Here is a 15,308-nt window from a genome sequence, read left to right as displayed (position 1 = left end):
AGGAGCGTTATCTAGTTTTGAAGGAATGAATCCTTCAACATAGTCTAGTGGCGATAGCGAAGAGGTCACACCCGTTCCCATACCGAACACGGAAGTTAAGCTCTTCAGCGCCGATGGTAGTTGGGACTTTGTCCCTGTGAGAGTAGGACGTCGCTAGGCACATTAAAGATCAGCCGATATGGTTGGTCTTTTTTTGTATTGTTTTTTTTAGTGGAATTAATTGTCGGGTGGTATGGTTTGCAGAACATGCCTATTTGGTACTTGTTAGGGGGAAAGACTAACGTCGTAACGAGAAGTGCCGAGTAACGCTAACCAATACACAAGCTTTTTTAGATTGTCATTTTAATAACGGCAAAAATTAGGTAATAATGACCAAGCGAACGTCTTAAAGAGACTCTTAATTGTAAAAGATTAGGAAACGCCAAACTCGCAAACAGCATTACCGGTATACCACGCACCCGCAAAACAATAAATGACATATCGCAACCCCCATTACCGGTATATCACGCACCCGCAAAACAATAAATGATATATCGCAACCCCCATTACCGGTATATCACGCACCCGCAAAACGATAAATGGTATACCGCAAACCCCATTACCGGTATATCACTCACTCGCAAACCAATAAACGATATACCGCAAACACCATTAGCGGTATATCACGCACCCGCAAACCAATAAACGATATACCGCAAACACCATCACCGGTATACCACTCACCCACAGAACAATAAATGGTATACCGCAAACCCCATTACCGGTATATCAAAGAACCACAATAAAACACACCTCAATCATTACTAACCACAATCCCAATCATTGAACTCAGTGCATCCCTTAAAACCCATCCCCTTTATGCATAATAAGCATTCAAATCCCATCAATTTTCTCCTTTAAAAAAAGATAAAGTAAAAAAGGTACTTTGTCTGCTGAAACTGCTAGGAACTGTCTTATAAACGGATAATCATTACTAGAGTATGTATGAAGTAATTCGCTCCACCACTCCGTTTCATATCTTGATATCATACTTAAATTGTACAATAATAAATAATGCGTCATGATTTCTGGGAAGAAGGTTAATAGGTCACGATCCTTTGGTAAATAATACATATTTTCGTACAAATGATATAAAAGGGGAGAGCTTGTCAGTGGTAAAAGAATGTTTGGTGTATTTATCTTGAATGAGATTGGATTACGATTCTCTCCTTCTGTTTCCCTAATACTTTGAGAAGTTGCAAAGGGAAGTGTGTGTGCAATGAAATCCAAGAATCGTCGGGATGTCATGTGATAACTATCTAATGCTTCTATCGGAATGACAAGCGTATCTCCATAAATAATGGGTGTTTCTAAGTACCATTGTTGTTGATAATGCAAACTGAACAAATTTTGCAATTCGGGAATCCTTTTGAATAGCTGCACCATTGTGAATTTTTCCCCTTCCATTTGTTTCACATGGAACATACGTTCAGAAAAGTGTGAAAACAATCCGTTTTTTTGAACCTTTACTTCATCTTGGAAAAACTCATAGCTCTGTTTTTTTCGTTTTCTAGTGGAGACCCCGTGAGCCAGAACTGAGGTCGATTCTGGATACTGAGGATCAACAGTGAGAAGGCAAGCCTTCAACAACTGAACCATTCCGTAAAAAAGAAGAACGGGTTTAATGGAGAGTGGAGCATTTTGAGAAAGATGATAGTAATTTTGACCATGCTCCAAATAATAAATAAAGGGATAGCTGTTTTCATAACTTTTTTTCTCAGCATCGGGAACAGCTGCTTTTTCATAGCATTTTTGCAGTAAATGTTGAGTAGTATTTGCAGCATGTAGTGCATTAAATGATTGCCAAATAAAACGATAATCCAACAAATTCGAAACCTCCAATATAACAAACAAAAAAGTGCAAGACTCAAGTTAAAATAATAATAAAAAACTCTGAATAATTAAACATATCGTTCCTTTCTTGACAGTAGTTTACCCAGTTGATAATCTACTAATAATATTTTTCAATCGAAGGGGGATTTATTACATGTGGGAAACGAAGTTTGCTAAAGAAGGATTAACGTTTGATGATGTATTATTATTACCGGCAAAGTCAGAAGTATTACCTAAAGATGTAAATCTAGGGGTTCAGTTAACAGAGACACTTAAATTAAATATCCCGATTATTAGTGCAGGTATGGATACTGTTACAGAGCACGAAATGGCAATTGCCATGGCACGTCAAGGCGGGTTGGGTATCATTCATAAGAATATGTCTATTGAGCAACAAGCCGAACAGGTTGATAAAGTGAAACGTTCAGAAAGTGGCGTTATCACCGATCCATTTTTCCTAACTCCAAGTCATCAAGTATTTGATGCAGAGCATTTAATGGGTAAATATCGTATTTCTGGTGTCCCAATTGTAAATAACCCACAAGAACAAATCTTAGTTGGTATTATTACCAATCGTGACCTTCGTTTTATTCAAGATTATTCCATTCTAATTTCTGATGTCATGACAAAGGAAAATCTCGTGACTGCCCCTGTTGGTACGACTTTAGAACAGGCAGAAAAGATTTTACAAAAGTATAAAATTGAAAAACTTCCACTTGTTGATGAGAGTGGTGTATTAAAAGGACTTATTACGATTAAGGATATTGAAAAAGTAATTGAGTTTCCTAATTCTGCAAAGGATGCACAGGGACGTTTATTAGTAGGAGCAGCTGTTGGTGTATCAAAAGATACGGCGCCTCGTGTTGCAAAGCTTGTAGAAGCTGGAGTTGATGCAATTGTTGTTGATACAGCACATGGTCACTCAGCAGGTGTTCTTGAAACAGTAAGAAAAATTCGAAACCAGTATCCAGACTTAAATATAATTGCTGGTAATGTGGCAACTGCTGAAGCAACCCGAGCTCTAATTGAGGCTGGTGCTAGTGTTGTAAAGGTTGGTATTGGACCAGGTTCTATTTGTACAACACGTGTTGTTGCAGGTGTTGGTGTTCCACAGATTACAGCTATTTATGATTGTGCAACAGAAGCAAGAAAACATGGTGTTTCAATTATTGCGGATGGCGGTATTAAATTTTCTGGTGACATCGTAAAGGCATTAGCTGCTGGAGGACATGTAGTCATGCTTGGTAGCTTACTTGCAGGTGTATCCGAAAGCCCAGGTGAAACAGAGATTTTCCAAGGTCGTCGCTTTAAGGTATATCGCGGTATGGGTTCAGTTGCTGCAATGGAAAAAGGCAGTAAGGACCGTTACTTCCAGGAGGATGCGAAGAAATTTGTTCCTGAAGGAATTGAAGGACGTCTTCCATACAAAGGTCCTCTTACAGATACGATTTATCAATTAATTGGTGGTATTCGTTCAGGTATGGGGTACTGCGGTACAAAGAATCTAGAAGAGCTAAGAGAAAAGGCTCAATTTATTAAAATGACAGGTGCAGGATTACGTGAGAGTCATCCGCACGATGTTCAGATTACAAAAGAAGCACCAAACTATTCAACACTATAAGCTAAATTCGACAAAATAATCCATTGGTAGGATTTTTATATTAAGGTAGATAGAGTCATGTACTCTGTCTATTTTTTTTGAAGCCGATGTGTTAAAATGATTTTTGTGCGTAATACGAAAGTGGAGGTTTAAAACGTGAAAAAACAAACACAAAAAAGATTGATTTTAAGTTTTATAGCAGTCTTTTTGCTATCGCTTATTGTAGGGCAAGTACCTCCGGCAAAGGCGGCTCCTGCTCTTGATATAAATGTAAAAAATGCAATATTGATAGATGCAAATACAGGTAAGATCCTATATGAAAAAAATGCAGATCAGGCAGCACCAATTGCAAGTATGGTTAAAATGATGACTGAATATCTAGTATTGGAAGCTATTGATGAAGGTAGACTTTCATGGGATCAAACGACTCAAATTAGTCAGTATGCCTATGATATATCTGCGAATAATAACTTTTCAGGTGTTGGCTTACGACTAAATCACGATTATACGGTTGAAGAGCTTTATAAAGCAATGGCGATCTATTCAGATAACGCAACTACTATTACACTAGCGGAACTACTAGCTGGTACTGAGGGTGAATTTGTAAAGCTAATGAATAAAAAGGCAGAAGAATTAGGTCTTCCTGACTATGAGTTTGTAAATAGTACAGGGTTATCTAATTCTATGCTAGGTGATAATTATCCCGAAGGAACAAGTCCAGATGGAGATAATATGCTTTCTGCAAGATCTGTAGCATTATTAGCCTATTCATTAATTCGTGATTATCCACATGTATTGGATATTTCTAGTATCCCACAACTTGATTTTTATGGTGAAAAACTAGACAACTGGAATTGGATGTTAAAACATGATCCAAGTGTTTCTCCATATCTAGCTCAATTCCATTATGAAGGAATGGATGGATTAAAAACTGGTACTACACCTGCAGCTGGTTATTGTTTCACTGGAACAGCTGAGCGAAATGGGAAAAGATTAATTTCCGTTGTGATGGGTGCTACAAGTGAACCTGAACGTTTCAAAGAAACAAGTAAGTTGTTAGATTACGGTTTTAATAATTTTGAGCAAATTGAAGTTTACCCTGAAGGCTACCAATTAAAGGGCCATAAAGATCTAAAGGTTGTTAAAGGAAAAGAAAAAGAAGTAGAAATTTCAACTGAAGCACCTGTGAAACTTATTGTTCCAAAGGGTGTAGATAAGTCAGCATTTAAAGCAAAATATGTTTTTGATAAAAAGGTACTTTCAAAAGACAAAGAGGTAACAGCACCATTTAAAGAGGGAACCAAAGTCGGTCATATGGCTGTTTCCTATGATGGTGATGATTTAGGGTATATCACACCAGGCGGTGGTGATAAATTACAGGTAGCACTTGTAACTGACACAGGCGTGGAGAAGACAAATTGGTTTGTTCTCATGATGAGAGGAATCGGCGGCTTCTTTGGTGATATTTGGTCAAGTGTAGCGAATACCGTAAAAGGCTGGTTTTAAGCATTAATCAATACTATCCTCCTTCTATTTATAGAGGGAGGTTTTTTCAATTTCTTCCAATGTATACTATTTTGGTATATTTACTAGGAAATATATTAAAACTGCGTTAGAATAATCTTAAGATTTTTTTAATAGGCATTTATATATTATTTATCAAAATATGATATGATAAAGCGTATAAATAAGCTAATCTAATTAAACATCATATAGGGGGAATCGTAGTGGCAAATACAGGTACAGATCGAGTAAAACGAGGAATGGCTGAAATGCAAAAAGGCGGCGTTATTATGGACGTTGTGAATGCAGAGCAGGCTAGAATAGCTGAAGAAGCCGGCGCAGTAGCAGTAATGGCATTAGAGCGTGTTCCAGCTGATATTCGTGCAGCAGGTGGAGTTGCTAGAATGGCTGACCCAACAATAGTTGAGCAAGTAATGGGTGCTGTTACTATTCCTGTTATGGCAAAAGCTCGTATTGGTCATATAGTAGAAGCAAGGGTACTAGAGGCTATGGGTGTTGACTATATTGATGAGAGTGAAGTATTAACTCCAGCGGATGAGGAATTCCATTTAAATAAACGTGATTTCACTGTTCCGTTTGTATGTGGATGCCGTGATTTAGGTGAAGCAACTCGCCGTATTGCGGAAGGCGCATCTATGCTTCGCACAAAAGGTGAGCCTGGAACAGGTAATATCGTTGAAGCTGTACGTCATATGAGAAAAGTAAATGCTCAAATTCGCAAAGTTGTTGGCATGAGCGAAGATGAATTGATGACAGAAGCGAAAAATTTAGGGGCGCCATTTGAATTATTACTTCAAATCAAACAAGAAGGTCGTCTACCAGTTGTTAACTTTGCAGCAGGTGGTGTTGCGACTCCAGCAGACGCTGCGTTAATGATGCAACTTGGTGCTGATGGTGTGTTTGTAGGTTCTGGTATTTTTAAATCAGACAATCCTGCTAAATTTGCTCGCGCAATTGTTGAAGCAACTACACATTATCAAGATTACGAATTAATTGCCCATCTATCAAAAGGTTTAGGAAATGCCATGAAGGGTATTGAAATTTCATCATTATTACCAGACCAACGCATGCAAGAACGAGGCTGGTAAGATAGAAGGTGTTCAGTCGTGGTTAAAATTGGAGTATTGGGACTTCAGGGTGCTGTTAGAGAGCATGTACGTTCAATAGAAGCCTCTGGGGCAGAAGCAGTAATTGTAAAAAAGGTAGAACAACTTGAAGAAATTGACGGACTTATTATCCCTGGTGGGGAAAGCACAACTATGCGTCGTTTAATTGATAAATATCATTTTATGGAACCTCTACGTGCATTTGCAGCACAAGGAAAACCAATGTTTGGCACATGTGCAGGGTTAATCCTTCTAGCAAAGAAGCTTGTTGATTATAAAGAACCGCATCTTGGTTTAATGGATGTGGCGGTTGAGCGAAATTCATTTGGTCGTCAACGTGAGAGCTTCGAAGCGGAGTTGATGATACCTGGAATCGCAGACGATTTTGTAGGTGTGTTTATTCGTGCACCACATATTGTAGAAGCGGGAGAAAACGTTGAGGTCCTGGCAAAACATGATGGTAGAATTGTGGCAGCGCGTGAAGGTCAATTTTTAGGCTGTTCCTTCCATCCAGAATTAACAGATGATCATCGTTTTACTGCGTATTTTGTAAAAATGGTCGAAGAATCAAAAGCAAAAAACCTTGTATAAACAATCAAAACGTGGTAAAACTGAAGATAATAATAAATGATAAATCTATGATAGGAAATAGTAACTTGCTTTTTTTCTTAAGAGAGTCGGTGGCTGGTGTGAACTGATGAAAAAAGCTTGTGAATCCATCCTTGAGTGAAATACTGAACCGTAAGTTTTCCAGTAGGTATTTTCGGTAAATCCGTTATCTTTTTCAAGAGGGGGATACTTGTATCCTCAACTAGGGTGGTAACGCGGGTTAACTCTCGTCCCTTTTTTAGGGGCGGGAGTTTTTTATTTGCCTTTTGACTGTCGATAAGCGGCGAGTTCTTTGTTAGCTTGGTTCTCCGAATCTGTGCTATCTCAAAACTCTTGTTTTATACAGTCGAGAGGAAGGTTTTATTTGTATACTACATAGATTTTAGGAGGTTTTAGTGATGTTGGATATTAAATATTTACGAAGCCATTTTAATGAGGTAAAAGAAAGACTTCAGTTTCGTGGTGAGGATTTAACGGATCTTGGTCGTTTTGAAGAATTGGACAAGACACGCCGTGAGCTTATTGCGAAAACTGAAGAGTTAAAAGGTCGTAGGAATGAAGTGTCTGGCCAAATTGCCGTTTTAAAAAGAGAGAAAAAGGATGCTGACGCTCTTATTTTGGAAATGCGTGAGGTTGGTGATCAAATTAAGGAATTGGATACGGAATTACGAGGTGTTGAGGAACAATTAGAACATCTCATGTTATCTATTCCAAACATACCTCACAAAAGTGTACCAATTGGTGAATCTGAGGATGATAACGTAGAAATTCGCAAGTGGGGTGAACTTCCTGAATTTGGTTTTGAACCAAAGCCACACTGGGAAATTGCCGATCAACTACAAATACTAGATTTCGAACGTGCTGGAAAGGTCACTGGAAGCCGTTTTGTATTTTATAAGGGGCTAGGGGCTAGATTAGAAAGAGCCTTATTTAACTTTATGTTAGACCTTCATGTGGAGGAACATGGGTATGAGGAAGTCATTCCTCCTTATTTAGTGAACCGTGCAAGTATGACTGGAACAGGACAGCTTCCTAAGTTTGAAGAGGATGCATTCCTCATTGAAAGTGAAGACTATTTTTTAATTCCAACTGCAGAGGTTCCTGTTACGAATCTTCACCGCGATGAAATCTTAAGTGGCGATGAACTACCAATTAAGTATGCAGCATTTAGTGCTTGTTTCCGGTCTGAAGCTGGTTCTGCTGGAAGAGATACAAGAGGCTTGATTCGTCAACATCAATTTAATAAAGTAGAGTTAGTAAAGTTTGTTAAGCCGGAAGATTCTTACGCGGAACTAGAGAGCCTAACAGCAAATGCTGAAAAAGTACTTCAACTACTAGGTCTTCCATATCGAGTTTTAAGCATGTGTAGTGCTGATCTAGGATTCACTGCCGCGAAGAAATATGACATTGAAGTATGGATTCCAAGCTATGAAACATATCGTGAAATTTCTTCTTGTAGTAACTTTGAAGCTTTCCAAGCAAGACGTGCAAATATTCGTTTCCGTCGTGACAGAGATTCTAAGCCAGAACATGTTCACACATTAAATGGTTCTGGACTTGCAATTGGTCGAACTGTGGCTGCGATTTTAGAAAATTACCAACAGGAAGACGGCACGGTGATTATTCCTGAGGTATTACGCCCATATATGGGGAATAAGGAAGTAATCGGTCCGAAGAAGTAATAAAGGAATGGGCCAGGATTTATATTTTCCTGGCCAAAAATTTTTTTAGAAAAAATGTTGACTTTCACTTTTAAACTATGGTATATTAATTTTTGTCGATACGGAGGAATACCCAAGTCCGGCTGAAGGGATCGGTCTTGAAAACCGACAGGGGTGTTAAAGCCCGCGGGGGTTCGAATCCCTCTTCCTCCGCCATATTATTGAAAATAATACTAGCGCATAAAGTATTGGAGATGGACTCGTTACTGTCATGGTAACGAGTTTTTTATTTTTTATCAAAAAGAAATATAGTCAAAAAAGACCCCCTTTTGAGATTGTCACTCAAAAGGGGGTTTTTTTAGCTTTTTAAAAGCTCAGTCTGTCTAATGAAACTTGAAATTTTTGCGATAATCGGTTCAATTGAACTTCCATCCTGCATAATATCGTACTCATTAATGTTTAATCGAAGAACGGGGCAAGCATTAAAGTTATTGATCCATTTTTCATATCGGCCGTGCATTTCCTCCCAATAAGAAATTGGGGTTTGTTGCTCCATTGGTCTTCCGCGTTCATGAATACGACTGATAATATCATCAAGACTTCCTTCAAGATAAATTAATAAATTCGGATGAGGAAAATATGGTGTCATCACCATTGCATCAAAGAGGTTGGTGTAGGTCTCATAGTCGACAGGTGCCATTGTTCCTTTTTCGTAATGCATTCTTGCGAAAATACCTGTATCTTCATAGATGGAACGATCCTGAATAAATCCACCGCCATATTCGAAGATTTTCTTTTGCTCTTTAAAGCGCTCGGCAAGGAAATAGATTTGAAGGTGAAAGCTCCATCTTTCAAAATCAGCATAAAACCGATCTAAATATGGATTAGTATCCACTTTCTCAAAAGAGGTTCTAAATCCAAGTGCATCAGCCAAGGCTTTTGTCATGGTAGACTTTCCTACTCCAACGGTTCCAGCAACGGTAATCACTGCATTACTAGGGATATCATATTTATTACGCAAATTCATTATGTCTAACTCCTTTTTCGAGAATGATGTCATCTATCTTTGATAGAATTTGATCTAGGTCACTTTTATTTTGCACAAAGTCAAATTCGTCCCCATTAAATCGAATGACAGGAATATCGGGATGGGATTTTTCGAACTGTGTCATGAATTGCTCATAATCACGGCTAAGTTGACTTAAGTATGCTGGATCTATATTTTTTTCAATGTCCCTACCACGCATTTCGATTCGCTCTAATAATGTATCAAGACTTGCGTGTAAATAGATTACGACATTCGGAACAGGCATATCTGCCGTTAATATCTTGTAAATCTGAAGATATTTTTGATATTGATGTGTTTTCAATGTTCGCTCGGCGAAAATAATATTTTTGAATATATGATAATCCGCAACAACTGGTTGATCTTTTTGAAGGTAAAAGTGATTAATGTCTTCAAGTTGTTTATATCGGTTACAGAGGAAAAACATTTCTGTTTGAAAGCTCCACTCATCAATATCTGTATAAAATTTCCCTAAGAATGGATTTTCATCGACAATCTCTTTAAGTAAGGCAAATTCAAAGCGTTCTGAAATCGCCTTAGCGAGAGAGGTTTTTCCAACTCCGATTGGACCCTCCACTGTAACAAAAGGAATCCTACTACCCATCTCGTGTCCCCCTTTTTACATCTAAATTGCACAGATAAGGATTATTTTATCATAGGAACAATGAAGATTGTTATGTATTGTCGAAAAAACAAATTGGGAAAATTTGAGGTGAACATGATGTGACGTTCTACCTCTCTATTCTGTTAAAGTGAGTCGTAAATAAAAAAGGAACTCGAGTAGTCGAGCTCCTTTTAGGAATCCTATCTTTTTACAACATTAAAATTGTTTGTGATCAACAGCCAGTTTTGTGGGAATGGAAGTCCAAGCTTCCAGTAACTAATTCCTCGCAAATTTAATTCCTTAATCAAATCAAACTTTGCCTGAATACTTCTTGCATCTTCAAACCACACTTTATGCTGCTTTCCGGCGGAGTCTGTATAGTCAAAGTGAGGTGCTTGTGCTTTTGTATCGTATTGGATTGGAACATTATTTTGCTTTGCGATTTCAATTGCTCGTTGCGGGCTAACAGCCTTCGCATACTCACCGCCTTGAACAAATGGAAGTGTCCAATCATAGCCATAGAGGTTTTGTCCCATCATAATTTTGGATCCTGGCATTTCGGTAAGGGCATATTCAATGACATCCCGGACCGGACCAATTGGAGATACCGCCATTGGTGGCCCGCCACTATATCCCCATTCATACGTCATGATGACGACAAAGTCGACGATTTCACCATGTGCCTTATAGTCATGGGCTTCATACCAATCGCCTTTTTGTTCGGCACTTGTTTTAGGAGCGAGCGCTGTTGAGAGCAGCCAGCCCTCTTGACCAAAGCGTTTTTTAGCCTTCCGCAAAAAGTTGTTATACGCTTCACGGTCTTGTGGACGTAAAAATTCCATATCAAAATGAATATCTCGGAAACCGTATTTTTTTGCCGTTTCTACAATTGTGTTTAAGAGCTTATTTTGGATATCTTCATTATTAAGCACAAGTTTACCTAATTCATCACTAAATTGTCCATTTTCTAAATTAGCTACGACCATCATTAGTGTCACATTTTTTTCTTTTGCAATGCTTGGGAAATTGTTCAGCAGTGGTTCCTTTAAAGTGCCGTCTCGTTTTATTTGAAAGTTAAATGGGGCTAAGTAGGTTAAGTATGGAGCTGCTTGTCGTGTACTTCTTTCAAGAGCGGGACTTACTGAAGATCCTAATGGTTCAACATAAGCATTGATTTCTGCATTTCGTTTCGGACGTTCCGGAATATAAATTCTAAGTCCGACTTGTAGTGGTCGATTAGGTGGAATTTGGTTGATCTGTGCTAATTGCTGATAATTAACCCCAAATTTATTGGCGATGGACCAAAGACTATCACCAGGCTGCACCCAGTAAAATTGACCAACAATCGGGATGACCATCGCCTGACCGACAACTAAGTTATTAGGTTCGGGAATTTGATTTGCACGAACAATTTCATCGGCCGTTGTACTATATGCTTGTGCAATTCCGGTTATGGATTGTCCCTGTTCTACAACATGAATTTGCATGTTTGACCTCCTCATTCTACAATCTAGGTAACACACCTTTATTACTCTATGAGAGAAAAGGGAAGAAGATGCTTGGTTAAAGTGCCTAAATGCCATGTAAGGGAGTATTTAATCCGATGAAGTCTGATGAGTATTATATGAAATTAGCGATTGAAGAAGCGAAAAAGGCAGCAGCTATAAATGAAGTACCAATAGGTGCCGTGCTCGTTATAAATGACGAAGTGATTGCCTCAGCTCATAATCTTCGTGAAACACAGCAACGTTCAATTGCACATGCAGAGTTACTTGCGATTGATGAAGCATGTAAAGAAATTGGTTTTTGGAGATTAGAGAACGCCACCTTGTATGTCACACTTGAACCATGTGCCATGTGCTCTGGAGCGATTGTACTATCTCGAGTGAATAGGGTTGTATACGGTGCAAGCGATCCAAAAGGTGGATGTGCAGGAACGTTAATGAATCTTTTACAGGAACAAAGATTTAATCATCAAGCAGAAGTTATTTCAGGTGTCTGTGAAGAAGAGTGCGGACAGCTGTTAAGTTCGTTTTTTAAAGAGATCAGAAGGAAAAAGAAAGAAGAAAAGAAAACGACAACTGGTACAACTTGAAAAAACTTACAGTTGGTATTGATTGATTTTTTTTTGCTAAGCCTTTATACTAAGAATGTGTCACAAAGACACCTAACAATTTGGTATCAATTTTGCCGTGCTAAGCGGGGAGGTAGCGGTGCCCTGTACTCGCAATCCGCTCTAGCGAGGCCGAATCCCTTCATAGAGGGTAGTTATTGTAGGGTCTGACTCAAGTAAGTGGTGTTGACGTCTGGGTCCTACGCAATGGGAACCCGTGAACCCTGTCAGGTCCGGAAGGAAGCAGCAGTAAGCGGACTCTCCCATGTGCCGTAGGGTTGCCTGGACCGAGCTAACTGCTTGAGTAACGCCTGGGGTAACTATTCGACGGAAGGTGCACGGCAGTTATACTACATAAAACAACTCACTCATCCGGGTGGGTTTTTTTATTATTTATTTTTACATGAATGGTATAATCACTTTGTACTGAATATTCACTTCCTGTATAATAAGAACTGGACGATAAGAAGGAGGGGCAAAACCAATGGCATATCAAGCATTATACCGTGTCTTTCGACCACAAGAATTTCATGATGTGGTGGGACAAGAACATATTACGAAAACCTTGCAGAATGCCCTTCTTCAAGAGAAGTTTTCACACGCCTATCTTTTTTCAGGACCAAGGGGAACAGGAAAGACAAGTGCTGCGAAAATATTCGCAAAAGCAGTAAACTGTGAGCACTCGCCTACAGCTGAACCTTGTAATGAGTGTGCGGCTTGTAAAGGAATTACAGATGGCTCAATCGCTGATGTAATTGAAATCGATGCTGCATCGAATAACGGTGTTGATGAAATCAGGGATATTCGTGATAAAGTAAAATATGCTCCAAGCGCAGTACGGTATAAAGTATATATCATTGATGAAGTTCATATGCTTTCAATCGGAGCATTTAATGCCTTGCTGAAAACATTGGAGGAACCTCCTCGACATGTCATTTTTATTTTGGCAACGACTGAACCACATAAAATTCCACTAACGATTATTTCTAGATGTCAACGCTTTGATTTTCGCCGCATTACTACACAAGCAATCGTCGGGCGGATGAAAACAATCATAGCTGAACAAGATGTAAATGTTGAAGAGCAAGCTCTTTATGTAATTGCAAGGGCGGCTGAAGGTGGAATGCGAGATGCCTTAAGCTTACTTGACCAAGCAATTTCGTTTAGTGATGAAGAGGTAAAGCTTGAGGATGTTCTTACGATTACGGGAGCTGTATCACAATCCTTTTTAACGAATGTAGTCAAGGCAGTTCGGGACCGTGATGTTCGAACGGCCTTAAAGACACTGGATGAAATGATGGATCACGGGAAAGATCCGATGCGCTTTATTGAAGATATCATCTTTTACTATAGGGATATGCTTTTATATCAAACTGCCCCTCAGTTAGAAGAGGTATTGGAGCGGGTCTTAGTCGATGAGGACTTTACGGAACTTGCAAAAAGTATACAGGGTTCTGAAATCTACGAAATCATCGATGTTTTAAATCAAGCACAACAAGAGATGAAGTGGACGAATCATCCACGTATATTTTTGGAAGTAGCGCTTGTAAAGCTTACCCAAATGGAACAACAACAATCGCTAGAGTCATTGCCACAAATTGAAGGCTTGCTGAATAAAATAAATAAGTTAGAATCTGACCTTGCTTCCATTAAAGAAAAAGGTGTGGTAGCCCACCCACAGGATACCAAGCCAGCCGAAAAACGTCCACAAAAGTCATCAAGAAACGGCTATAGGACACCAGTTGGGAGAATTAATGAGATATTAAAGAGTGCAACAAGACAAAACCTTGACTTATTAAAAGGAAAATGGGGCGATATGCTTGAGCAGCTTCGCAGTCAAAATAAAGTATCGCACGCAGCCCTTTTAATCGAAAGTGAACCAGTTGCAGCTTCTTCAACTGCTTTTGTGTTAAAATTCAAATATGAAATCCATTGTAAAATGGCTTCAGAAAACCAGGAAGTAAAAGAAAATCTTGAAAACATTCTTACTGGACTAACTGGACATACGTTTGAAATGATTGGTGTACCAGATGATGAATGGGGTAAAATTAGAGAAGAGTTTATCCGTGGGCAACGAACCGATGATGATGATGAAAGACCAGAGGATATAGAAGACCCTCTTATTGCAGAAGCAATGAAAATTGTTGGTTCAGAACTCATTGAAATAAAGGAATAATAAGAGTAATTTTAAGGAGGAAATGAACATGATGCGTGGTGGCGGAATGGGAAATATGCAAAAAATGATGAAACAAATGCAGAAAATGCAAAAGGATATGCAAAAGGCACAAGAGGAACTTGCTGAAAAGGTAGTTGAAGGAACTGCTGGTGGAGGTATGGTCACTGTAAAGGCAAATGGTCAAAAAGAAATTATTGATGTCGTTATTAAAGAAGAAGTGGTAGACCCAGAAGATATCGAAATGCTTCAAGACCTTGTATTAGCGGCGACAAATGATGCTTTAAAGAAAATCGAAGACCTTACAAATGAAACAATGGGTCAATTTACAAAAGGAATGAACCTACCGTTCTAATCGTCGGTTTGAAAGGACTTAGATAGATATGCATTATCCTGAACCAATATCTAAGCTAATAGATAGCTTTATGAAATTGCCAGGTATCGGCCCAAAAACAGCCGTGCGTCTGGCTTTTTTTGTATTAAATATGAAAGAGGATGTCGTACTTGATTTTGCGAAGGCACTCGTCAATGCGAAACGAAACCTCACATATTGCTCAAATTGTGGGCATATAACAGATAGAGATCCATGTTACATTTGCGAAGATGAACGTCGTGATAAAACCATTATCTGTGTACTTCAAGATCCAAAGGATGTTATCGCAATGGAAAAAATGAAGGAATACAATGGTTTATATCATGTGTTACATGGGGCTATTTCTCCAATGGATGGTATAGGGCCAGAGGATATCAAAATACCTGAATTACTCAAACGACTTCAGGATGATACAGTACAAGAAATCATTTTAGCGACTAACCCGAACATCGAAGGGGAAGCTACAGCTATGTATATTTCCCGTCTACTAAAACCAACAGGAATTAAAATTACAAGAATTGCTCATGGTTTACCTGTTGGTGGAGATTTAGAGTACGCTGATGAAGTAACACTATCAAAGGCGCTTGAAGGACGTCGGGAATTGTAG

The 15,308-nt window shown here is 38.8% G+C and carries 14 protein-coding genes, 1 tRNA gene, 1 rRNA gene, 1 other RNA gene and 1 other annotated feature; of the genes, 12 read left to right on the top strand and 5 right to left on the bottom strand.

The features are described 5' to 3' along the window. Positions 1 to 43: 43 nt before the first annotated feature. Positions 44 to 159 (top strand): 5S ribosomal RNA (rrf, locus tag ABC371_RS05460). Positions 160 to 329: 170 nt separating this feature from the next. Here the strand turns inward: rrf and ABC371_RS05455 are convergent. Together ABC371_RS05455 and ABC371_RS05450 are read right to left on the bottom strand one after the other, a co-directional pair. Continuing rightward, positions 330 to 479 (bottom strand): hypothetical protein, encoded by a 150-nt coding sequence (locus ABC371_RS05455; RefSeq protein WP_412895862.1) that lies wholly within the window; start codon positions 477 to 479, stop codon positions 330 to 332. A gap of 394 nt (positions 480 to 873) precedes the next feature. After that, positions 874 to 1,866, bottom strand: a complete 993-nt coding sequence (locus tag ABC371_RS05450; protein WP_412895861.1) for a YaaC family protein — start codon at positions 1,864 to 1,866, stop codon at positions 874 to 876. 160 nt (positions 1,867 to 2,026) lie between these two features. Here ABC371_RS05450 and guaB point away from each other — a divergent pair, with 160 nt between their 5' ends. The 6 genes from guaB (at position 2,027) to ABC371_RS05420 (ending at position 8,588) form a co-directional block, all read left to right on the top strand. Continuing rightward, positions 2,027 to 3,493: an IMP dehydrogenase gene (gene guaB, locus ABC371_RS05445; RefSeq protein WP_412895860.1), complete on the top strand. Its 1,467-nt coding sequence runs from the start codon at positions 2,027 to 2,029 to the stop codon at positions 3,491 to 3,493. A 135-nt stretch (positions 3,494 to 3,628) separates the two neighbouring features. After that, a complete protein-coding gene (locus ABC371_RS05440; protein WP_412895859.1) occupies positions 3,629 to 4,978 on the top strand; it encodes a D-alanyl-D-alanine carboxypeptidase family protein in 1,350 nt (449 codons plus the stop codon). Between the two features lie 221 nt (positions 4,979 to 5,199). After that, complete coding sequence (pdxS, locus tag ABC371_RS05435) at positions 5,200 to 6,084, top strand: pyridoxal 5'-phosphate synthase lyase subunit PdxS (RefSeq protein WP_412895858.1); 885 nt, start codon at positions 5,200 to 5,202, stop codon at positions 6,082 to 6,084. An 18-nt stretch (positions 6,085 to 6,102) separates the two neighbouring features. Continuing rightward, the gene (gene pdxT / locus ABC371_RS05430) at positions 6,103 to 6,693 is read left to right on the top strand and encodes a pyridoxal 5'-phosphate synthase glutaminase subunit PdxT (RefSeq protein ID WP_412895857.1); all 591 of its coding nucleotides are present in this window, start codon (positions 6,103 to 6,105) and stop codon (positions 6,691 to 6,693) included. A gap of 38 nt (positions 6,694 to 6,731) precedes the next feature. Beyond that, positions 6,732 to 6,949, top strand: a binding site (T-box leader). A gap of 160 nt (positions 6,950 to 7,109) precedes the next feature. Beyond that, positions 7,110 to 8,393: a serine--tRNA ligase gene (gene serS, locus ABC371_RS05425; protein ID WP_412895856.1), complete on the top strand. Its 1,284-nt coding sequence runs from the start codon at positions 7,110 to 7,112 to the stop codon at positions 8,391 to 8,393. A gap of 102 nt (positions 8,394 to 8,495) precedes the next feature. Beyond that, a tRNA-Ser gene (locus ABC371_RS05420) sits at positions 8,496 to 8,588 on the top strand. A 142-nt stretch (positions 8,589 to 8,730) separates the two neighbouring features. Here the strand turns inward: ABC371_RS05420 and ABC371_RS05415 are convergent. The 3 genes from ABC371_RS05415 to ABC371_RS05405 form a co-directional block, all read right to left on the bottom strand. After that, positions 8,731 to 9,399: a deoxynucleoside kinase gene (locus ABC371_RS05415; protein ID WP_412895855.1), complete on the bottom strand. Its 669-nt coding sequence runs from the start codon at positions 9,397 to 9,399 to the stop codon at positions 8,731 to 8,733. Next, complete coding sequence (locus tag ABC371_RS05410; RefSeq protein WP_412895854.1) at positions 9,386 to 10,042, bottom strand: deoxynucleoside kinase; 657 nt, start codon at positions 10,040 to 10,042, stop codon at positions 9,386 to 9,388. The genes ABC371_RS05415 and ABC371_RS05410 overlap by 14 nt, the downstream gene beginning before the upstream one ends. 200 nt (positions 10,043 to 10,242) lie before the next feature. After that, positions 10,243 to 11,529 carry a glycosyl hydrolase family 18 protein gene (locus tag ABC371_RS05405; protein WP_412895853.1) on the bottom strand — a complete coding sequence of 429 codons (1,287 nt, stop codon included), beginning with the start codon at positions 11,527 to 11,529 and terminating at the stop codon, positions 10,243 to 10,245. 116 nt (positions 11,530 to 11,645) lie between these two features. Between ABC371_RS05405 and tadA the strand changes: the two genes are divergently transcribed. The 5 genes from tadA (at position 11,646) to recR (ending at position 15,308) form a co-directional block, all read left to right on the top strand. Further along, on the top strand, positions 11,646 to 12,137 hold the full coding sequence (gene tadA / locus ABC371_RS05400; protein ID WP_412895852.1) for a tRNA adenosine(34) deaminase TadA: 492 nt from the start codon (positions 11,646 to 11,648) through the stop codon (positions 12,135 to 12,137). Positions 12,138 to 12,232: 95 nt separating this feature from the next. After that, an RNA gene (gene ffs, locus ABC371_RS05395) (signal recognition particle sRNA large type) lies at positions 12,233 to 12,497 on the top strand. Positions 12,498 to 12,639: 142 nt separating this feature from the next. Then, positions 12,640 to 14,331 carry a DNA polymerase III subunit gamma/tau gene (gene dnaX / locus ABC371_RS05390; protein WP_412895851.1) on the top strand — a complete coding sequence of 564 codons (1,692 nt, stop codon included), beginning with the start codon at positions 12,640 to 12,642 and terminating at the stop codon, positions 14,329 to 14,331. Between the two features lie 31 nt (positions 14,332 to 14,362). After that, positions 14,363 to 14,683, top strand: a complete 321-nt coding sequence (locus ABC371_RS05385) for a YbaB/EbfC family nucleoid-associated protein (RefSeq protein ID WP_412899284.1) — start codon at positions 14,363 to 14,365, stop codon at positions 14,681 to 14,683. Positions 14,684 to 14,711: 28 nt separating this feature from the next. Continuing rightward, complete coding sequence (recR, locus tag ABC371_RS05380; RefSeq protein ID WP_412895850.1) at positions 14,712 to 15,308, top strand: recombination mediator RecR; 597 nt, start codon at positions 14,712 to 14,714, stop codon at positions 15,306 to 15,308.

The sequence above is a fragment of the Bacillus jepli genome (assembly GCF_047238305.1).
GTDB lineage: Bacteria > Bacillota > Bacilli > Bacillales > Bacillaceae_L > Ferdinandcohnia.
The sequence above is the reverse complement of the archived record's forward strand: the minus strand, read 5'-3'. Positions and strand labels throughout refer to the sequence as shown.

Coding starts and splice junctions, on each gene's coding strand:
- ABC371_RS05455 (WP_412895862.1), bottom strand. CDS start 479: ATGTCATTTATTGTTTTGCGGGTGCGTGGTATACCGGTAATGCTGTTT.
- guaB (WP_412895860.1), top strand. CDS start 2,027: ATGTGGGAAACGAAGTTTGCTAAAGAAGGATTAACGTTTGATGATGTA.
- serS (WP_412895856.1), top strand. CDS start 7,110: ATGTTGGATATTAAATATTTACGAAGCCATTTTAATGAGGTAAAAGAA.
- ABC371_RS05415 (WP_412895855.1), bottom strand. CDS start 9,399: ATGAATTTGCGTAATAAATATGATATCCCTAGTAATGCAGTGATTACC.
- ABC371_RS05410 (WP_412895854.1), bottom strand. CDS start 10,042: ATGGGTAGTAGGATTCCTTTTGTTACAGTGGAGGGTCCAATCGGAGTT.
- ABC371_RS05405 (WP_412895853.1), bottom strand. CDS start 11,529: ATGCAAATTCATGTTGTAGAACAGGGACAATCCATAACCGGAATTGCA.
- tadA (WP_412895852.1), top strand. CDS start 11,646: ATGAAGTCTGATGAGTATTATATGAAATTAGCGATTGAAGAAGCGAAA.
- dnaX (WP_412895851.1), top strand. CDS start 12,640: ATGGCATATCAAGCATTATACCGTGTCTTTCGACCACAAGAATTTCAT.
- ABC371_RS05385 (WP_412899284.1), top strand. CDS start 14,363: ATGCGTGGTGGCGGAATGGGAAATATGCAAAAAATGATGAAACAAATG.
- recR (WP_412895850.1), top strand. CDS start 14,712: ATGCATTATCCTGAACCAATATCTAAGCTAATAGATAGCTTTATGAAA.